Here is a 19,172-nt window from a genome sequence, read left to right as displayed (position 1 = left end):
GATAGGTTCCCGCCAGCATCAGGGGGCCGTCCTAAGGCGGAGACGAGCGCGAGCCTACGCCACGGCGCTGTTCGATCGCACGGATCACCTCGTCGATATCCCGCGGCTCGATGTCGAGTTCCTTCAGGCCAGGCGCGTCGATTGCTGCCACATTGTCCTGACGCATAAGATCGATCTGGTTGCGCGTTATGGGGGCAGCCGGGAGGAGTTCCGCGACGCCAGCCAAGGCGTTCCATACCGCAAACGGCACCGGCATCAGCTTGACGTGCGTATCGAGTTGTCGGGCGATCTCCCGAAGCAGTTCCTTATAGGTATAGATGCGCGGGCCACCGAATTCGAATATGGATGAACCCGTGTGGGTTCGCCCGTCGATCAGCCGGCTCACTGCTTCGGCGACGTCTGCCACATAGACCGGCTGAAGCCGTGTGCCACCATCGCCGAACAGCGGATAGACCGGCAGGAGGCGTATCATCCTCACAATGGTCGTGAGGAAAGCGTCGTCAGGTCCTGTCATGACGGCGGGACGCACAATGAAAGCGCCGGGAAATGCGCTTTCCACGGCACCTTCTCCGCGCCCACGCGCCCTTATGTAATTCGAATCCGATTGAGGATCGGAGCCGATCCCTGAAATCAGGACGAACTGGTCGATCGCGCGGTCGCGCGACGCGGCAGCCAGATCGGCCGCGGCTTTCACATGCACGCGTTCAAAGGTCTGGACGCCGTGCTCGATGTAAAGACTGACAGCATTCACGACCGCCTGTGATCCGGTAATGGCCGACCCGATCGAGGACGCATCCAATATATCCGCCTCGACTGCCTCGGGCATCCTTGTAATCGAGGAAAAGACCAGGGCCACGCGAGCTGGATGGCGAGATGCAGCGCGCACCGTGAAACCTCTTTCCAGGAGCCGCTTCACGATCCTGCGCCCGAGAAAGCCGGTTCCGCCGAACACGGTGACGATCCGTACCGGGTTGAGATCGTCGGGATCCATTTGCCTCGCCATCCCTTTGTCCTCGCATAGCTGCCACGAGGATTGCCCTGGCCGGCATTTGAACCAGCCCGTCGAACATCAGGACGATTGGGGAACAACGCAGGAACGCTTTTGTTCCAGTCAGCGCTGGGCGGATGCTTGACAGATCGGCAAACCATGATCTGAACCGCAGGCGCAGCAAAACGGCCCCACTTCGGGAATAGCCTAGTTCCGCCCGTAGAAAACGTTCTCGACATGCACCGGCCAGCGCCACGGCAGCACCGCCACCATGTCGAAGCGCACCGATAATTTTCCGTAGTCGGATTGGCGCGACAGCCAGAAATCGGCGGCGCCTTCGATGCGGCGCTCCGATTCACGGCCGACTGCTTCCATTGCCTCCATCAGCGTGCGGCGCGCCTTGACCTCGACGATCAGCACCAGATCGCCGCGCCGCGCGATCAGGTCGATCTCGCCGAACCTGGTGCGGTGGCGGCGGGCCAGAATTCGGTAGCCTTTCAGCATCAGCGCCGCCGCCGCCAGCCATTCGCCGTGATGGCCGCGCCGGTAGGCCTTTTGTCGGCTGGCGCTCGGCCGTTCAGCCATCGCCGTCTCCGCCGGTCCCGTCTCTTCCGGCATTTTTGAGGTCGAGGAGCCGACGATAGAGCGCCTGCTTCTGGCCACCCGTCATCTTGGCGGCTTCCGCCGCTGCCTTGGAGGCCGGCATCTCGGCGGCGAGCGAAAGCAGCAGCCGGTCGATGTCTTCTGGCTCATCAGCGACCGCATCGGCCGGGCCGACGCAGATGACGATTTCACCCTTGGGCGTATCGGCTCCCGCATAATGGCTGGCGAGCGATTGCAGGGTGCCGGTCCGCATCTCCTCGAAAGTCTTGGTCAGCTCGCGGCCGATCGCCGCCTTGCGGGCACCGCCCAGCACCTCGACCATGGCACTGAGCGTCTCGGCCAGCCGGCGCGGCGATTCGAAGAAGATCAACGTTGCCGGCACCGCCTTCAGCGCTTCCAGCCGCGTCAGCCGCTGCCCGGTCTTCACCGGCAGGAAGCCGGCAAACAGAAACGCGTCCGAGGGCAGGCCGGATGCCGTCAACGCGGCAAGTGGCGCCGACGGTCCGGGGATCGGCACGACACGAATGCCGCGATCCAGCGCCTCACCAACCAGCCGGTAGCCGGGGTCGGAGATGAGCGGCGTGCCGGCATCCGAGATCAGCGCTACGCTTTGGCCGGCCAGCAGCGCCGCGATCAGCTTCGGTCCGGCCTCGCCGGCATTGTGCTCGTGGTAGGCGGTGGTGCGGCGGCGGATGCCGTAGCGGTCGAGCAGCACGCGGCTGACACGTGTGTCCTCGCAAGCGACGATATCGGCGGCGGCGAGCGTTTCCAGCGCGCGCAGCGTGATATCGGCGAGATTGCCGATAGGCGTCGCCACCAGGTAGAGCGCCGGCTCGAGCGGCCGGGCGGCGATTTCGGTCTGCCCGACCACATAACTGCGTTTGGCCGATTCGCCGGTCACCTGCACAACTCCGTTCGACCCTGTTTGGCACGGCTCACGCTTGGTTGCAAAAGCCTGGGTTGCAAAGGCCCTGGTTCCAAAAGGGATGCCGACGTGAACCGGCCGCCATGCCTTCGCCACAGTAGGGAACGAAACCGTTGCCGGCGAATTTTACCCCTGATCTCGGGAGGAGCAGGATGGACAGCCTGACGATACAGGACGTTTTCGAACCCTACTATGCCGGCCGCAAACGCTTCGCCGCACCATGCGACAAGAGCCGGCCTGCCGAAGCCGCAGATGGCAGAGCCAAGAAGCCGCTTGCACGCCAGCGATCGGCAGAGAGCAAGCCCGCAAACGAAACCGCCCGCACGATGGAGCACTGACCGGACGATGCCCAATCGCTTCGACATTTTCATCACCCGCCTCGAAACAAAAAGCGCCCGCGATGGCGCAGCGTCACATTCCACAGACGACCAGCACCATGCCTCACGCGACAAAAGCGAGATCAAGCCGGTCCGTTCCGGAGAGACCAGCGAAAAAGATCGCGCCAAACACCGCCACAAGCGCGAGGCTTGACCCCGCAAACCTTAGCGATCGGTCGAGACAGTTCTCGAAGCGCGGTTGCGCATGCTCCGCGATGTATCGTTCAACCCAGATACTTCGAGACACGCGCCTCCAGCAGGCCCACCAGAGCCGGGTCCATGAATGCATAGTCGTCGGGAATATCGAGGCAGATTACCCGAACCTTTTTCAGGCTTGTCTTGAATTTCTGCTGCAGTTTGGCGCGGTGCGTTTTTTCCATCACGAAGATGATGTCGGCCCAGGCGACGAGTTCATGCGTCAACGGAATGTCGGCATCGTGATTAGTGCCGGCCGAAGCGACCTCGATGTCCCGCCGCTTGGAAAACACCTGCTCCGCCGTCGGGCTGCGCAAGCGATTCTGGCTGCAGATGAAGAGAACGTTCTTCAACGTGCTATCTGGCCAAGTCCGCCACGACCGCATCGAGCACGATCATGCCGGCCGGCGTGGCGCGCAGGCGCGCATTGCCGATCGGCGCCACCAGGCCTTCGTCCTGCAGTACCGACAGCTGTGCCGTCGACAGGCCGCGCCCTGAAAATGCCTCGTAGCGGGAAAGGTCGATGCCTTCCGCCAGCCTCAGCCCCATCAGCAGGAACTCGTCGGCCTCTTCCGACCGCGTCAGGATCTCGCCGCCGGTAACGCCATGGCCCTTGGCCTCGACCAGATTGGCCCAAGTCTCCGGCATTTTCTCGGCGATCGTCACCACGCGCCGGCCATTTTCGACGAACCGGCCATGCGCGCCGGGACCGACGCCGACATATTCGCCATAACGCCAGTAGGTGAGATTGTGCCGGCTTTCGGCGCCGGGCCTGGCATGGTTGGAAATCTCGTAGGCCGGCAGTCCGCGCGCGGCGGTGATCTCCTGTGTCAACGCGTAGAGATCGGCGGCAAGCTCATTGTCTGGAATGATGAACTTCCTTGCCGCATGCAGCGCATGGAACGGCGTGCCTTCCTCGATGGTCAGCTGATAGAGCGACAGATGGTCTGCGGCGTGGCCGATCGCCTGCTCGAGCTCCGCCTGCCACGCTTCCGGCGTCTGACCGGGCCGCGCGTAGATCAGGTCGAACGACAGCCGTGGGAATATCTCGCGCGCCAGGCCGATCGCATGCAGGGCCTCATCGACATTGTGCAAACGGCCGAGGAAGCGCAGATCCTTGTCGTGCAGCGCCTGCACGCCAAGCGATACCCGGTTGACGCCGGCCGCGCGATAGCCGCGAAAGCGCTCGGCCTCGACGGAGGAGGGATTGGCCTCCAGTGTCACCTCGATGCCATCAGGCACCGTCCAGTTCTTCGCCACTGCATCCAGCACCGCCGCCACGGTCTGCGGTTTCATCAGCGATGGCGTGCCGCCGCCAAGAAAGATACTGGTCACCTCGCGCGGCCCGGTGCGGCCGCGCATCGTCGCCAGCTCGGCCTCGAAGGCGCGGGCAAAACGCTCCTGATCGACCGGCTGGTGGCGGACATGGCTGTTGAAGTCGCAATACGGGCATTTGGCCGCGCAGAACGGCCAGTGGACGTAGACGCCGAAACCAGGCCTGCGGTCGAGCAGCATGGTCATACGGCGGCCAATCGGGCTTGCGCGAATTTCTGGAAGGCGCGGGCACGGTGCGACAATGCGGTTGGCTGGCCGGGCTTCCAGCCATGCTTGTCCTTCGCGCTCATCTCGCCGAAGGTCTTCTCGGACCCATCGGGCAAGAACACCGGATCGTAGCCGAAGCCGAGCTCGCCGCGCGGCGGCCATACCAGCGTGCCCTCGACCTCACCGCGAAAATATTCCGCCTGGCCATCGGGGAAGGCCAGGCAGATGACCGCGACAAAGCGGCCCTTGCGCTGGGCAGGCGTGATCGCGCCAACTTCTTGCAAGGCCACTTCCGTGCGCTGCATGGCCATGCCGAAGTCGCGGGAGCCGTCCGGCGTCTCAGCCCAGTTGGCGGTGTAGACGCCGGGTGCGCCGTCGAGCGCATCGACACACAGGCCGGAATCGTCCGACAGCGCCGGCAATCCAGTGGCCTTGGCGGCGGCCAAGGCTTTTATGAGGGCGTTCTCCTCGAAAGTGGTGCCGGTCTCGTCCGGTTCCGGCAGGCCGTATTCCTTTGCGGACTTCGCTTCAATGCCGAATGGCGCCATCAGATCGGCGAATTCTCGCAATTTGCCGGCGTTGTGGCTTGCGACGATGATCTTATGCCCATCAAGCGAATGAATAGTTGGCGAATGCATCAGATGCCCCAAATTCGTGGCTCGGCGAATTCGATCGAATTGCCGGAGGGATCGCGAATATAGATCGAGCGGCCGCCTTGCGGCCACTCGAACTCGCTTTCGATGGCGATTTTCTTCGCCTCAAGATGCGCTTTCCAGCGTGGGATTTCATCCGCGCTTGCGGCGAAGCAAAGATGGCCCTGGCCGACCGCGCCATGCGGCGGCACGGGCAGCTTGGCGTCGGCCCGCGGCGGCACTTTGGTGGCCTCGGCATTGAAGATAAGCAGCACGCCGTCGCCGCAGCGGAAGAAGAGATGCCTGCCATCGACCTTACCGAGCAGATCGAGCCCGAGCACGCCCGAATAGAACCGTTCCGCGGCAGCAAGGTCGGTCACGTAGAGTGCTGATTCCAGGATTGCGGAAGGAGTCACAGGATCGCCAATCTCATCAATATTGACCGCAGCTAAGCCACCGCCATTTGCTGCAAGCTGACCAGGCGCTGAATGCCTTTCTTGGCGAGCCCGATCAGCGCCGCGAACTGCTCTTCCGAGAACGGCTCGCCCTCGGCCGTGCCTTGGATCTCGACGATGCCGCCCTTGCCGGTCATGACGAAATTGGCGTCGGTGCCGGCCGAGGAATCCTCGATGTAGTCGAGGTCGATGACCGGCTGGCCATCATGGATTCCGCAGGAGATTGCCGCAACGTGATCCTTCAGCACCTTGCTCAGGCTCGCCATCTGGCGGGCTTCCATCCAGCGCAGGCAGTCGTAGAGCGCCACCCAGCCGCCGGTGATCGAAGCGGTGCGCGTGCCGCCGTCGGCCTGGATCACGTCGCAGTCGACGGTGATCTGCTGCTCGCCGAGCGCCTGCAGATCGACCACGGCGCGCAGGGAGCGGCCGATCAGCCGCTGGATTTCCAGCGTGCGGCCGCCTTGTTTGCCGGACGAAGCCTCGCGGCGCATGCGCTCGCCGGTCGAACGCGGCAGCATGCCGTATTCCGCCGTAACCCAGCCCTTGCCGGAGTTGCGCATCCAGCCCGGCACCTTTTCCTCCAGGCTGGCCGTACACAGCACATGCGTGTCGCCGAACTTCACCAGGCACGAGCCTTCCGCATGCTTGGAGACGCCGCGCTCGAAGGAGATGGGGCGCATTTCGTCGAATTGGCGTTTGGAAGGGCGCATTCAGGCTTCTTTCTTTCTTCGGAATCTTGGCCGGGGAATCTTGGCCGGCTTGTAGCCGCACGGGGCGTGAGGCGCAAAGGAAAATGGACCGGTTGCGCCGACACCGCGGAAGTCTATATCTTCGGGGCGGAGGTTTTGGCTCGAAATGACAAAGGCAGTCGATCCCGGTTTGCAGTCGCACGTGCTCCCGTCGCACGCGCTGCAATCGCCCGCGCTTCAATCGCTCGACATGCGTTCGCGCGACATCTTCCGGCGCATCGTCGATTCCTATTTGAGGGATGGCGAGCCGGTCGGTTCGCGCAGCCTGTCGCGCATCCTGCCGTCGTCGCTGTCGCCGGCCACCATCCGCAACGTGATGAGCGACCTTGAGCATCTCGGCCTGATCTATGCGCCGCACATTTCGGCTGGCCGGCTGCCGACCCAGGCAGGCCTGCGCTTCTTCGTCGATGCTTTCATGGAACTTGGTGACCTCTCCGACGAGGAGCGCCGCACCATCGAGGCCCAGGTGCGCGCCTCCGGCTCGGGCGCGACGCTGGAGCATATGCTGACCGAGGCCAGCCAGATGCTGTCCGGCATGTCGCGCGGCGCCGGCCTCGTGCTCGCCGCCAAGAATGAGGCGGCGCTTAAGCACATCGAATTCATCCAGCTCGAGCCGACCAAGGCGCTGGCCGTGCTGGTCTCGCAGAACGGCGACGTCGAAAATCGCGTCATCGATCTGCCCGCCGGCATCACCATCTCGCAATTGCACGAAGCCTCTAACTTCCTCAACTCCCATATCCGCGGTCGCACCCTGGCCGAGGCGCGGGTCGAGATCGCCCGCATCAAGGAAGAGACCAGGGCGGCCCTCGACACGCTGTCGCAGGATCTGGTCGAGAAGGGCCTGGCGGTCTGGGCAGGCGCTGAAAGCGGCGTGCCTGGGCGGCTTATCGTGCGCGGTCGCGCCAATCTCCTGGAAAACGTCACTGCCCAGGCCGACATAGAATTGCTGCGGCATCTGTTTGAGGATCTGGAGACGCAGGATGGGCTGATCCAGCTTCTCGACCTCGCCGAGGCAGGCCCAGGCGTGCGCATATTCATCGGTTCGGAAAACAAGCTGTTTTCGCTGTCTGGCTCCTCGCTGGTGGTGGCACCCTATCGCGACAAGGACGCGCGTGTCGTCGGTGCGCTCGGCGTCATCGGGCCGACGCGGCTGAATTATGCGCGCATAGTACCGATGGTCGACTATACGGCGCAGCTGATTTCGCGCATGCTGAGCTAGGAGCCGCCGCGGGCCTGCCGCAAGGAGGAGAAAAGAATGGCGCTGGAATCGTTCAAGGCCCAGATCAGTCTGCTGCTCGAAGAAATGATCAACCAGCCAGAGGATCAGCACGAGGTACAAGAGCAGTTGCGCGAGAAGCTGCAAGAGATGCGGGCGATGGGTTTACCGCTGCCGGCCGATCTGGTCGCGCTGGAAAAGCGCCTCGACGACGACTTTTACGCCTCTGGCAACTGAACGGGTTCGGCTTCAAATCCTCGTGTGCTGGACGGCCGCTTGGAACGATCAATGCCTGATGCCGTTTGCCCCTGTTCGAGGCGTATCCCGGAGGACGTTGATGATCCGACCTGGCGGCTTTGCGGCCTTGGCCGCTGCCCTCCTTGTTGCGACACCGGCAGCCGCCCAGCAGGCGGACCAGAATGTGCTCAAAGGCGAAGCCGCGTTTGGCGATTGGCACGCCGACAGGCCTGGCGTCCGACGCCTGATTGGGCCGCGAGACATGCCGGCAGCCGACCCCGCCCAATCCGCTTCGAACGGCGCCGGCGTGGCGGAACGGCCCGAAAGCGCCAAGCCAGAATTGCCGTCGGGCTTTTCGGCTGAAATGATCGTATCCGGCATCGTCAATCCACGTGTCGTGCGCGTCGCTCCGAATGGCGACCTGTTTGTTGCCAACAGCCATGCCGACCAAATACGCGTCTATCGTCTCGCCGAGGGCAGCGCCAGGCCCATCGAGAAAGCGATCTTCGCCAAGGGGCTCAATTATCCCTACGGCATCGCCTTCTATCCGCCAGGAGACAAACCGCAATGGGTTTATGTCGCGAACAGCGACAGCATCGTCCGCTTCCCCTATCGCGATGGCGACCTGAAGACATCCGGCAAACCAGAAACCATTGTCGCCCAAATCCCGTCGGGTGGTCACACGACCCGCGACATCGCCTTCTCGCAGGACGGCAAAGCGCTTTATTTGTCGGTTGGCTCCGCCTCGAACGTAGCCGAGGATATAGGCAAGGAGCCGGATAGCGGCCTCGACGCCTGGGCCAAATCAAAGCCGCTCGGGGCGGCCTGGGGCTCCGAGGACGGCCGTGCCGATGTGCTCGCCTTTGACCCGGATGGGAAAAATCCGCGAACTGTCGCCACCGGCCTGCGCAACTGTACGGGCATGACCGTGCAGCCCGCCACCGGCGCATTGTGGTGCGTCGTCAATGAGCGCGACGAACTCGGCGACAATGTGCCGTTCGAATTTGCAACGGCGGTCAAGGACGGCGGATTCTATGGTTGGCCTTGGTACTACATCGGCAATAACGAGGATCCGCGCCATCAGGGCGAGCGGCCAGACCTCGCCGGCAAGGCCACTGTCCCCGATGTATTGATGCAGGCGCATTCGGCGCCGATGAATATAGCCTTCTACGACGGCAAGAACTTCCCGGCGGATTATCAGGGTGACGCCTTCGTCGCCATGCATGGTTCGTGGAACCGTGGCGCTAGGACCGGCTACAAGGTGGTGAGGCTCAAATTCAGGGATGGCAAGCCGACAGGCGAATATGAGGACTTCATGACCGGCTTCGTCATCTCGAACGACGCCGTCTGGGGCCGCCCGGTCGGTGTCGCGATGGCCAAGGACGGCTCCCTGATCGTCACAGAGGACGGTAACGGCACCATCTGGCGCGTTACCTACGAAGACGGCCGCTCCTGAACGGCGGTGTCGCCTGCTGCGCTGGCGCAATCGAATCCGGCCCGAGGGAATTCACCCAACTTCAACATTGTGCGACAAGCGCCAATCATGACACTCACCGGGTTCCTCGCCTATAGTGCTGCCCTCGGCATCGCCGCGGCCATCCCCGGCCCAGGCGTCACCGCGCTTGTTGCGCGTGCTCTGGGTTCCGGCTTCCACTCGTCGCTGGCCATGTCGTTCGGGCTGATGCTCGGTGACCTGACCTATCTCACTGCCGTGGTGCTCGGCCTGGCTTTCGTCGCACAGACTTTCGGCATGGTCTTCCTGGCCATCAAATGGCTGGGCGTCGCCTACCTCGCCTTTCTTGGCTGGCGTTTCTGGACGAGCGGCATCACGCCCGAAACGGTGGAGGCGAAGAAAGGCAAGGGCGGCTTGGCATCCAGCTTTGTAGCCGGCCTTGCCGTCACGCTCGGCAATCCGAAGACGATGATCTTCTATCTTGCCATCACCCCGACCATCGTCGATCTGAAGACGATCACGCTGGCCGATTACGGCATCCTCGTCGCGCTCACCATCGTCGTCCTGCTCGTCGTGCTGGTGCCCTATCTGGCGCTGGCGGCCAAGGCGCGCTGGTTCCTGAAGTCGCCGCGGGCGCTGAGGGCACTCAACCGCACCGCCGCCGGCTTTATGGTCGGCGCGGCGGCGGCAATTGCCGCCCGCCAATAGATCTCTTTCGCCAATCCGCCCAAGGATTGCCACCCCTTGCAAAGGCGGGGGTACTCAGCACGAACTTCACTCGGATATTTTTCGATCGACAGCCTATCTTGCGCGGTGGATGGCTCTATCCTATGCCCGCGCGACTCTTGCCGCTTTACCTCTGGGAGGAAATCAATGAACAAGCCCGCCACCCCCACACACGTGCCCGGCCGCGGCCGCATCTACAATTCGATCACCGAGACGATCGGTGACACGCCGCTGGTGCGGCTTGATAAATTCGCCAGGGAGAAGGGTGTCGTCGCCAATCTGCTGGCCAAGCTCGAATTCTTCAACCCGATCGCCTCGGTCAAGGACCGCATCGGCGTGTCGATGATCGAGGCACTGGAGGCTTCCGGCAGGATTACGCCCGGCAAGACCACCCTGATCGAGCCGACCTCGGGCAATACCGGCATCGCGCTCGCCTTTGCCGCCGCTGCCAAGGGCTACAAGCTGATCCTGACCATGCCGGAAACCATGTCCGTCGAACGCCGCAAGATGCTGGCTCTGCTCGGTGCCGAACTGGTGCTGACCGAAGGGCCGAAAGGCATGAAGGGCGCCATCGCCAAGGCGGACGAGCTGGCGGCAACGCTGCCCGACGCTGTCATTCCGCAGCAATTCGAAAACCCGGCCAATCCGGAAATCCATCGCCGCACCACGGCCGAGGAAATCTGGAACGACACCCATGGCGAAGTCGATATCTTCGTTGCCGGCATCGGGACCGGCGGCACCATCACCGGCGTCGGCCAGGTGCTGAAGAAGCGCAAGCCCTCGGTGCATGTCGTCGCCGTCGAACCGGAAGCCTCGCCGGTGCTGTCGGGCGGCCAGCCAGGCCCGCACAAGATCCAGGGCATTGGCGCCGGCTTCGCGCCAAAAATCCTCGACACGACGATCTATGACGAGATCGTCAAGGTCTCGAACGAGGATTCGGTTGCCAATGCACGGCTCGTCGCTCGGCTCGAAGGTGTGCCGGTCGGCATCTCGTCGGGGGCCGCCCTGCAAGCGGCGATCGTCGTCGGCTCGCGGCCCGAGAACAAGGGCAAGAACCTCGTCGTCGTCATCCCCTCCTTCGCCGAGCGCTATCTCTCGACGATCCTGTTCGAGGGATTGGGCGCTTAGACACGAGCGTTTTTGACCGGTCAGTAGCGATCCTTCGCGATGCCCTCCGACATCAAATACTCAGTATCACGCGTCGGCGTGGACCGCTGAAAAACCACCTGTGGCGGGCGTCGTTCGCTTGAGCGGCGGGTCACTTCCGTATCAATCGTCGCTGCCCGGCAGGTGGAGGACTTTATGTACAAGCTCTATACGCGTGCCAATACCGGCGGCTTTGTCGTCGAGGCGGCGCTCGCTTTGGCGGGCGTGCCTTTCGACCAGATCGACGTTCCGAAGGGCCGACCCGACCAGGCCTTTCTTGATATCAGCCCCTTGAACCAGGTGCCGGTCCTGATCTTGCCGGACGGACGCTCGATGACCGAATCGGCGGCGATCTGCATCCTGCTGGCCGAGCGCCACCCCGAAGCAGGACTGGCGCCCGCAGCAAGTTCGGCTGACCGCGCCGACTTCCTGCGCTGGATGTTTTTCATGTCCTCCGTCATCTATTCGGCTGACCTGCGGTTCTTCTACGCTCATCGCTACACGACCGATCCCCGGGGCGTGGACGCTGTCAAACAGGCGGCGGTCTCGGAAATGGATCGCAGCCTCGCCATTCTCGATGCCGCCCTCGACGGCCGCGACTGGCTGGCCGGCGACCAACTCTCGCTGGCCGACATCTATCTCGTCATGCTGGTGGCCTGGCATCCGGAGGTCGCGAAGGTTCCAACCGCTTGGCCGAACATCGAACGCCTGTGGGCCAATTTGCGGGAACATCGGGTGATGAAGAGGCTGAATGCTTCCCACGACATGTGGCCGGCCTAAGCACTCCGCCTTGTCTCAGTGTCTTTCCGCGCGGCCGAGCCCTGCCCGTCGTTCCTGCAGGAACCGGCGGACGGCCGGATCTCGTTCGAGGCCGATAGCCCGGTCATAGGCCTCGCTCGCTTGTGGAACTTTGCCGAGTCTGGCCAGCAGGCCCGCGCGGGCGGCCCAGTAAGGTTGATAGTCATACAGCCGCTTGTCGCCGCTGAGTTGATCAAGCGCGCCCAATCCTTGTGAAGCACCTTCGGCCTCGGCAATCGCCACCGCACGGTTGATCGACACCACCGGCGAGCCGGCAATCACCGACAGCGCGTCGTAGAGCTCCTTGATCGCGACCCAGTCGGTACAACCGGTCAGCCGCCGTGTCGTATGGGCGGATTGCACGGCGGCCTCGAGCTGGTAGCGGCCGACAACACCCTCGGCGGCCGCGCGCCCGAGCAGCGCCTCCGCTTCATCGATCAGGGTATCGTCCCACAATGCAAGATCCTGCTCGGCCAGCGGCACATAGTCACCCGCCGCATTGCGCCGGGCTGCACGCCGCGCCTCGGCGAACAGCATCAGCGCCAGCAGGCCGAGTGCTTCCGGCTCATCCGGCATCAGCGAGGCGATCAAACGGCCGAGCCAGATGCCTTCGGTCGCGAGATTGCGGCGCCGCGTTTCGGTGCCGGCCGGGTCGGACCAACCTTCGGCAAACGCCGCGTAGATCGCTTCCAGAACGGTGCCCAGCCGCTCGCCGAGCTCGGCCCGCTCCGGCACGCGGAACGGAATGCCTGTCTCGCGAATTCGCGTCTTGGCGCGCACCAGGCGCTGGCTCATCGTGGCTGGCGAGACAAGAAAAGCCGAGGCGATGGTCGCTGCGTCGAAGCCCAGGACCGTCTGCAGGATCAGCGGTGCTCGCACGCCGGCCTCAATCGCGGGATGGGCGCAGGCAAACATGAGCCTGAGCCGCTCGTCCGGCAGGTCTTCCTCGGCCATGCGCGCCTCCATCTCCTCGGCGATCAGTCTGAGGTGGTCGCGGCCCGCCTCGCGTGTCAGCCGCCGTCTGATCGCGTCGACGCGGCGCTTGCGTGCCACCGCCAGCAGCCAGGCTTCCGGCTTGTCGGGCACGCCCGCCTGTGGCCAACGCTCGAGCGCCGCTGCAAAGGCATCGGCCAATGCGTCCTCGGCAGCGGCCACGTCGCGCGTGCGTGCGGCGAGATAAGCGACCAGCTTGCCGTAGCTTTGCCGGGCGGCCGCTTCCGCCGCCGCCCGCGCAGTATCGGGCAATTCCGGCATCACATGGTGAGTTCCCAGATCGGCCGCACCTCTACCGTGCCGGTGCTGGCGCCCGGGCAGCGCGCCGCCCAGGCGATGGCGGCGTCGACGTCCTCCGCTTCGATCATATAGAAGCCGGCAAGCTGCTCCTTGGTGTCGGCATAGGGGCCGTCGAGCACGTTGGTCTTGCCATTGGCCATCCGCACCGAGGTAGCGGATTGCGTCGGCTTCAGCCGGTCGCCGGCGAGCCAGGCGCCGGATTTCTTCAGCGCTTCGGTGTAGGCGACGTACGCGCTCGACATCTGTGTCACCGCATCTGGTGGCGCGGCTGCCATCCCCGCTTCGTTTCCATAGATCAAAAGCATGTATCGCATGGTCTTCTCCCGTTTCTCGAAGGCCGCATCGTTGCGAGCCGGACTTATGTCGCGCGGCCCTGCCGGATTTCGACAAGCGCTGGAAAAATCTTTCTGCCGCGATGCGACCTCGCGCAAGCGCCAACGTGTTGCGGCACTGCTTAGCCGTTCGTCTAATCGCTGCTATTGCGGGTTGGCATTTCCCGCCCGCTGTCTAAACTCGCTTCGTGCCGCCGAGGAGGGCACGGCGGCGAATTTTCAGGGAGGAAATCGCATGCTCAATTTCAGAACGAAATTTGTTGCAGCCGGCGTGCTGGCGCTGTCGCTTGGCCTTGGCGCGGTATCGGTCAAGGCACAGGAATTCATCAACGTGCTGACCGGCGGCACGTCCGGCGTCTACTATCCGCTCGGCGTCGCGCTGTCGGAAATCTACGGCAAGGGCATCGAAGGCGCGCGTACTCAGGTGCAGGCGACGAAAGCGTCGGTCGAAAACCTCAACCTGCTTCAGCAGGGCAAGGGCGAGATCGCCTTTGCGCTCGGTGATTCCGTCAAGCTGGCCGCCGAAGGCAATACTGAAGCAGGCTTCCCAGGCAAGCTCGACAAGCTGCGCGGCATTGCCGCCATCTATCCCAACTACATCCAGATCGTCGCCAGCAAGGAATCCGGCATCAAGACGCTCGCCGATCTCAAGGGCAAGAGCCTTTCGGTCGGCGCGCCGGCCTCAGGCACCGAGCTCAACGCCCGCACGATATTTGCCGCTGCCGGGCTGAAATACGAAGACCTCGGGCGGATCGAATATCTGCCCTTCGCCGAATCGGTGGAGCTGATCAAGAACCGACAGCTCGACGCCACGCTTCAGTCGGCTGGCCTTGGGGTCGCGTCGATCCGTGACCTCGCCACCTCATTGCCGGTAAACATCGTTGCCGTGCCGGCGGAGGACGTCGCCAAGATCGGCTCGCCCTATCTTTCCGTGGTCATCCCCAAGGGCACCTACGAGGGCCAGACCGAGGATGTTGCGACCGCCGCCGTCGGCAATTTCCTGATCACCAGCGCCGATGTCTCCGACGAGACCGCCTACCAGATGACAAAACTGCTGTTCGAGCATCTCGACCAGCTCACCGCTGCCCACGCCGCCGCCAAGGCGATCGACCCGGCCAAGGCGCTCGACGGCATGCCAGTGCCGCTGCATCCAGGCGCCGAGAGGTATTACAAGGAAAAGGGATTGGTGAAGTAAGGAGCCATCCCTCCCCCTTGAGGAAAAGGTGAACAGCTGCCGAAGGCGAATGGACCGGTAGGGTCGGTTGAGGCCGTACACTGCCGCACCGACCCCACCCGCCTAGCTTCGCTCGCACCTCCCTCGGGGAGGGGAGCGCCCCGCCAGGAACCCCGCTAATGACCGCAACCCCGACCGTTCTTTCCCCCACAGCGGAAGCTCCTGTCGAAGGATTGCCGCCTGGCTTCGGCGAAGGCATCGCTGGCAAGGCGGCTTTTTTTATCGCCATCGCCTTCTCCATCTTCCAAATCTACATCGCCGCCTACGGCAGCCTACCGAGCCAGGTCATACGCGCCATGCATGTCGGCTTCCTGCTGCTGCTCGGCTTTGCCCTAATCGCCAATCTGCGCGCCAAAAGCGTCCCGGCGAAAGCAGTGTTCTGGACGCTCGGCCTGCTTGGTTTCGCCACCGGTCTGTACAATTGGGTGTTCTATGCCGACCTCATCCGCCGCTCCGGCTTTCTCACCACGCCTGACCTGATCGTCGGCGCGGTGCTGGTCGTGCTGGTCTTCGAGGCGGCGCGGCGGTTGATGGGGCTGCCGCTTGCCGTCATTGCCTTCATCTTTCTCGCCTACGCATTCGCCGGCAATCATCTGCCACCGCCGTTCATCCATCGCGGCTATGATTTCGCCCAGCTCGTCGACACCTTCGCCTACGGTACCGAAGGCATCTACGGCACGCCGATCTATGTCTCGGCCGCCTACATCTTCATCTTCGTCGTTTTCGCCGCCTTTCTTGAGCGCGCCGGCATGATCGCGCTGTTCAACGATTTTGCGCTTGGCCTGGTCGGCTCATGGCGCGGCGGCCCGGCGCAAGTCTGCGTGCTGTCCTCGGCGCTGATGGGCACCATTTCCGGCTCCGGCGTCGCCAATGTGGTGGCCAGCGGCCAGTTCACCATCCCGCTGATGAAGCGCTTCGGTTTCCGCTCGGCTTTCGCCGGCGCCGTCGAGGCGACCTCGTCGATGGGCGGTCAGATCATGCCGCCGGTGATGGGAGCGGTTGCCTTTATCATGGCCGAGACCCTGAACATCCCCTATGCCGCTGTGGTCAAGGCGGCGATCATTCCGGCGCTGCTCTATTTCGGCGCCTGTTTCTTCCAGGTGCACCTGGAAGCCGGCAAGGCCGGCCTGCACGGCATGGCCAAGGCCGACCTGCCCAACCCGTGGGATGCGGTGAGACAACATTGGCCGCTGGTACTGCCTCTCGCAGCACTGATCTACCTGCTGTTTGCCGGCTACACACCGGTGTTCGCCGGCACCATGGGCCTGGCGTTGACCATTGTGCTTATCCTCGGCACGCCGCTGGCAGCATCGATCGGGCCGCTCGCCTTCCGCATCGTCTTCTGGCTGGCGCTCGGGCTTGCCGCGGCTTCCTTCATGAAATTCGGCGTCAACATCCTCAGCCTGGTCATCGCCGTGCTGGTCGCCGCCTGCCTCACCTTCAAGGGCGGGCGCGAGACGCTGCGCATATGCGTGGATTCGCTTGCCGAAGGAGCAAAGAACGCGCTGCCGGTCGGCATTGCCTGCGCCATTGTCGGCATCGTCATCGGCACGTTGACGCTTACCGGCATCGCCTCGACCTTCATCGGCTGGATCATCTCGATCGGCGAGAACAATCTGTTCCTGTCGCTGCTTTTGACCATGCTCACCTGCCTGGTGCTCGGCATGGGCATACCGACCATTCCCAACTACATCATCACTTCGTCGCTGGCCGGGCCAGCGCTGCTGTCGCTCGGCGTGCCGTTGGTGGTCAGCCATATGTTCGTCTTCTATTTCGGCATCATGGCCGATCTCACCCCGCCTGTGGCGCTGGCCGCCTTCGCCGCCGCGCCCATGGCCAAGGAAAGCGGCCTCAAGATCGGCGTCCAGGCCACCAAGCTTGCCATTGCCGGCTTCGTTGTGCCGTTCATGGCGGTCTATACCCCGGCGCTGATGCTGCAGGACCCCGGCCTGATCGCCGCCCAGTTCGGCTATCCCGTCGAGGTCGCCTATATCGTCATCAAAGCCTGCATGGGTATCGTCCTGTGGGGCGCCGCGGCCGTCGGATTTCTCGCCCGGCGCATGGCCTGGTGGGAACGCCTCGTCGCCTTCGCCGCCGGCGTGCTGCTGGTTGCGGCGCTGCCGCTCACTGACGAGGCGGGCTGGGCGCTGTCCCTTGTCTGGATCGGCTGGCACTGCTGGCGCGCGCGGCAGGCTTCGCTGGCTAATTCAGCATGAGCCTCTGCATCGTCGCGGCCGGCAAGACGGTAACGCTCGCGGTCGCTGCCTTCACGCTCTCCTGGGTGCATTCGGTGGAGAAGACCCAGTGGCAGGAAGACTGGAAGGTGCTGCCGTCCGGCCTGCAGCTCGTCGAGGCCCGCATCAAGGGATCGGGCGCCGGGATGGAGCCGCCGCAAGGCTCGGTGCTGAGAAACGGCTGGTGGGTCTATGCGCCCAAGGTCGGGCCACAGCGGCGCCTCGCGCTCGCCGCCTCGGGCGCAACGGGTCAGGGCTGGACGCTGTGCACGGCGCAGGACTGTCGCGAATTGGCCAAGCTGGCAGGCGGCACGATCTCGCTGGAGCCGTGCGGGCCGGAGGGCTCCAGCCAGCCGCGGTAGCGGACGATCATGCCGGCAAGCGGATGCGAGATCTCGACATGGAAGCGGAAGCGGCCATCCTTCACCGTTTCGTAGGAAGTCGAGCGTGGACCGAGCCACATCGGAAGCGGCAGGCCAAAAAAACTCCAGCGGCGCAAGACCAGCGCCAGCCGGCCGTCTTCTGCAACCAGCGCCATCGCGAAGGTCAGCGGGCCGAAGCGTTCGCACAGCAGGCGCTGCGATCGACCCCGGCCCGCGGACTGTAGGCTCGAAAAACTGTGCTTGCCGAATGTGCGGGTCCAGGTCTCGCCGTCCTTGTCGGTGTCGAAGCGGACATGAACCGGGATGTCCTCGCTTGCCCCGGGGAAGCCGACCGTCCAGGCCATTAGCCGGCCAAGAACATTGCGCCCGCGTTCGACGCGCGCGCGGCCTGCGGCCGTGATCGTACCGTCATGCATTGACCGAATTGCCTCGGGAAGGCCTTGCCAGGCGGCACCGAGCAGCGCGGCATAAAGCGGCTTGTCCTCGTCCGCCGCCCCGTTCCTGAAGCCGGTGTAGATTGTCCGCCCGGCGAACAGGGCTTCATAATCCCGGAGCTCCAAATCGCGCACGGCAGCCCGTGCGCCCGGCGCGGGCTGATCTCCGGCCAATGCTTTGCGGACCAACGCTTCGACCGCCATCGACGGGATCAGCGGCCCGTCATTGCCCTCCGCCAAGAGATGCCACGAGCGCTTAACGGTGGCGCCCGCCCGGTCCGATCCCTCCACCTCGACGAACATGCCGCCGCGATGCTCGCCCCAGCACAGCCGGTTCGTTGCCTGATGCATCAGCGGCGCCAGCGGCGAAAGCGAACCGATCAATCCGGCGCGCACAAGCCAGGCGAGGCCGATCAGGGCGCGGTGCAGCGTCTCGGGAACCGGCCCGGCGCCCATCCAGATGGTCTTCGCCTCCGGCCAAAGCTTGGCCAGAGCGCGCAGGTCCGGAACGTCGACCAGCGAGAACAGCGTGTTTCGAAGCGGCAGCCGGCCCGGCGGCGCGACGGAGTAGCGCAATTGCTCTGTGAACGGATGGCCTTGTTCGGGACGGCCATTGCGAACAAGCCGCACCGGCTGACCGGCGTAACCGGCGATAGCCCGAATGACGTTCTCGCCGACTCCGGCAAAGGGCGACGGCGCGATGCCGCCGCGAATGCCGTCGACCCGCGTCAGGTCCGAAGACAGGCGACGCACCACTGCCGCCGTCAGCACCGGAAAGCTCGACACGCCGGACAGCACGAAGACGCCGGCGTTTCGCGCCGCCTCGTCGAACGCAGAGACACCGGCGACGAAATCCGAGCCGTCGGCTAGATCGAGATAGTTGATGCGCCGGGCGATGCAGCCCTCGATCAGGCGATAGCGTCCCTCGCCATAGGCCTGGAACGGACCGCTCGCGTCGACTACAATATCAGGCTCTAATGCAGCGAGTTGCGCGGCGAGATCGCCGTCACGGTCGAACAGTGCCGGCACCAGCTGGGCTGCTGTCGGGGCGCGCTTCTTGCAATACGCGTCAGCCTTGGCGAGCGAGCGCCCGGCGACAAAGAGGATCAGATGCGGCTCGCCCTCCAAAAGCTCGACAGTGCGACCGCCAAAGGTGCCATAGCCGCCGACGACAAGAACCTTCATCCGCAGTTCCCCCAACAGTTCCCCCAAAATGCCCC

Annotated in this window: 22 protein-coding genes; 11 read left to right on the top strand and 11 right to left on the bottom strand. The window is 63.9% G+C overall.

Annotation, left to right across the window (positions count from 1 at the left end; all coding sequences use genetic code 11):
- Positions 1-31: 31 nt before the first annotated feature.
- From NKH04_RS15475 to rsmI, 3 genes are all read right to left on the bottom strand, one after another.
- Complete coding sequence (locus tag NKH04_RS15475) at positions 32-1,003, bottom strand: complex I NDUFA9 subunit family protein (protein ID WP_352614734.1); 972 nt, start codon at positions 1,001-1,003, stop codon at positions 32-34.
- 192 nt (positions 1,004-1,195) lie between these two features.
- Positions 1,196-1,573: a YraN family protein gene (locus NKH04_RS15470; RefSeq protein WP_352451879.1), complete on the bottom strand. Its 378-nt coding sequence runs from the start codon at positions 1,571-1,573 to the stop codon at positions 1,196-1,198.
- Positions 1,566-2,492 carry a 16S rRNA (cytidine(1402)-2'-O)-methyltransferase gene (gene rsmI, locus NKH04_RS15465; RefSeq protein WP_352771378.1) on the bottom strand — a complete coding sequence of 309 codons (927 nt, stop codon included), beginning with the start codon at positions 2,490-2,492 and terminating at the stop codon, positions 1,566-1,568. Before rsmI ends, NKH04_RS15470 begins: the two co-directional genes overlap by 8 nt.
- A gap of 176 nt (positions 2,493-2,668) precedes the next feature.
- Here rsmI and NKH04_RS15460 point away from each other — a divergent pair, with 176 nt between their 5' ends.
- Together NKH04_RS15460 and NKH04_RS15455 are read left to right on the top strand one after the other, a co-directional pair.
- Positions 2,669-2,854, top strand: coding sequence for a hypothetical protein (locus NKH04_RS15460; RefSeq protein ID WP_352614740.1), 186 nt, complete (start codon positions 2,669-2,671; stop codon positions 2,852-2,854).
- A gap of 7 nt (positions 2,855-2,861) precedes the next feature.
- Positions 2,862-3,047: a hypothetical protein gene (locus tag NKH04_RS15455; protein ID WP_353044507.1), complete on the top strand. Its 186-nt coding sequence runs from the start codon at positions 2,862-2,864 to the stop codon at positions 3,045-3,047.
- Between the two features lie 70 nt (positions 3,048-3,117).
- On the opposite strand, the gene NKH04_RS15450 is transcribed toward NKH04_RS15455, so the two are convergent.
- The 5 genes from NKH04_RS15450 to rph are packed head-to-tail and all read right to left on the bottom strand — an operon-like array spanning position 3,118 to position 6,427.
- On the bottom strand, positions 3,118-3,441 hold the full coding sequence (locus NKH04_RS15450; protein WP_352770193.1) for a low molecular weight protein tyrosine phosphatase family protein: 324 nt from the start codon (positions 3,439-3,441) through the stop codon (positions 3,118-3,120).
- A gap of 4 nt (positions 3,442-3,445) precedes the next feature.
- Positions 3,446-4,609: a radical SAM family heme chaperone HemW gene (hemW, locus tag NKH04_RS15445; RefSeq protein WP_352771381.1), complete on the bottom strand. Its 1,164-nt coding sequence runs from the start codon at positions 4,607-4,609 to the stop codon at positions 3,446-3,448.
- Positions 4,606-5,253: an RdgB/HAM1 family non-canonical purine NTP pyrophosphatase gene (gene rdgB, locus NKH04_RS15440; protein ID WP_352771487.1), complete on the bottom strand. Its 648-nt coding sequence runs from the start codon at positions 5,251-5,253 to the stop codon at positions 4,606-4,608. The genes hemW and rdgB overlap by 4 nt, the downstream gene beginning before the upstream one ends.
- Before the next feature lie 14 nt (positions 5,254-5,267).
- Entirely contained in the window at positions 5,268-5,678 is a 411-nt protein-coding gene (locus NKH04_RS15435; RefSeq protein WP_352473571.1) for a VOC family protein, read from the bottom strand.
- A gap of 32 nt (positions 5,679-5,710) precedes the next feature.
- On the bottom strand, positions 5,711-6,427 hold the full coding sequence (gene rph, locus NKH04_RS15430; RefSeq protein ID WP_353044506.1) for a ribonuclease PH: 717 nt from the start codon (positions 6,425-6,427) through the stop codon (positions 5,711-5,713).
- Between the two features lie 145 nt (positions 6,428-6,572).
- On the opposite strand from rph, the gene hrcA reads away from it, so the two are divergent.
- From hrcA to NKH04_RS15400, 6 genes are all read left to right on the top strand, one after another.
- Positions 6,573-7,685 carry a heat-inducible transcriptional repressor HrcA gene (gene hrcA / locus NKH04_RS15425; protein ID WP_502911469.1) on the top strand — a complete coding sequence of 371 codons (1,113 nt, stop codon included), beginning with the start codon at positions 6,573-6,575 and terminating at the stop codon, positions 7,683-7,685.
- A 36-nt stretch (positions 7,686-7,721) separates the two neighbouring features.
- Complete coding sequence (locus NKH04_RS15420; RefSeq protein ID WP_023678983.1) at positions 7,722-7,919, top strand: hypothetical protein; 198 nt, start codon at positions 7,722-7,724, stop codon at positions 7,917-7,919.
- Positions 7,920-8,019: 100 nt separating this feature from the next.
- Positions 8,020-9,375, top strand: a complete 1,356-nt coding sequence (locus NKH04_RS15415) for a PQQ-dependent sugar dehydrogenase (protein ID WP_352614744.1) — start codon at positions 8,020-8,022, stop codon at positions 9,373-9,375.
- A gap of 87 nt (positions 9,376-9,462) precedes the next feature.
- Positions 9,463-10,080 carry a LysE family translocator gene (locus NKH04_RS15410; RefSeq protein WP_352614746.1) on the top strand — a complete coding sequence of 206 codons (618 nt, stop codon included), beginning with the start codon at positions 9,463-9,465 and terminating at the stop codon, positions 10,078-10,080.
- A 165-nt stretch (positions 10,081-10,245) separates the two neighbouring features.
- A complete protein-coding gene (gene cysK, locus NKH04_RS15405; RefSeq protein ID WP_023718844.1) occupies positions 10,246-11,226 on the top strand; it encodes a cysteine synthase A in 981 nt (326 codons plus the stop codon).
- Between the two features lie 174 nt (positions 11,227-11,400).
- Positions 11,401-12,024, top strand: coding sequence for a glutathione S-transferase family protein (locus NKH04_RS15400; RefSeq protein ID WP_352539792.1), 624 nt, complete (start codon positions 11,401-11,403; stop codon positions 12,022-12,024).
- Positions 12,025-12,039: 15 nt separating this feature from the next.
- On the opposite strand, the gene NKH04_RS15395 is transcribed toward NKH04_RS15400, so the two are convergent.
- Both NKH04_RS15395 and NKH04_RS15390 read right to left on the bottom strand, forming a co-directional pair.
- Complete coding sequence (locus NKH04_RS15395) at positions 12,040-13,296, bottom strand: RNA polymerase sigma factor (RefSeq protein ID WP_352614792.1); 1,257 nt, start codon at positions 13,294-13,296, stop codon at positions 12,040-12,042.
- On the bottom strand, positions 13,296-13,649 hold the full coding sequence (locus NKH04_RS15390; protein WP_352614750.1) for a YciI family protein: 354 nt from the start codon (positions 13,647-13,649) through the stop codon (positions 13,296-13,298). The genes NKH04_RS15395 and NKH04_RS15390 overlap by 1 nt, the downstream gene beginning before the upstream one ends.
- 253 nt (positions 13,650-13,902) lie before the next feature.
- Between NKH04_RS15390 and NKH04_RS15385 the strand changes: the two genes are divergently transcribed.
- The 3 genes from NKH04_RS15385 (at position 13,903) to NKH04_RS15375 (ending at position 17,497) form a co-directional block, all read left to right on the top strand.
- The gene (locus NKH04_RS15385; protein WP_352539793.1) at positions 13,903-14,862 is read left to right on the top strand and encodes a TAXI family TRAP transporter solute-binding subunit; all 960 of its coding nucleotides are present in this window, start codon (positions 13,903-13,905) and stop codon (positions 14,860-14,862) included.
- Positions 14,863-15,020: 158 nt separating this feature from the next.
- Complete coding sequence (locus NKH04_RS15380) at positions 15,021-17,117, top strand: TRAP transporter permease (RefSeq protein WP_353044505.1); 2,097 nt, start codon at positions 15,021-15,023, stop codon at positions 17,115-17,117.
- The gene (locus NKH04_RS15375) at positions 17,114-17,497 is read left to right on the top strand and encodes a DUF1850 domain-containing protein (protein ID WP_352451865.1); all 384 of its coding nucleotides are present in this window, start codon (positions 17,114-17,116) and stop codon (positions 17,495-17,497) included. Before NKH04_RS15380 ends, NKH04_RS15375 begins: the two co-directional genes overlap by 4 nt.
- Here the strand turns inward: NKH04_RS15375 and NKH04_RS15370 are convergent.
- Positions 17,386-19,137, bottom strand: coding sequence for a saccharopine dehydrogenase family protein (locus tag NKH04_RS15370; protein ID WP_352614752.1), 1,752 nt, complete (start codon positions 19,135-19,137; stop codon positions 17,386-17,388). The genes NKH04_RS15375 and NKH04_RS15370 overlap by 112 nt on opposite strands.
- Positions 19,138-19,172 lie beyond the last annotated feature (35 nt).

The organism is Mesorhizobium sp. M1365, from assembly GCF_040317865.1.
Taxonomy (GTDB): domain Bacteria; phylum Pseudomonadota; class Alphaproteobacteria; order Rhizobiales; family Rhizobiaceae; genus Mesorhizobium.
Note: the sequence above shows the minus strand (reverse complement) of the source record. Positions and strands in the feature narration are given on the sequence as shown.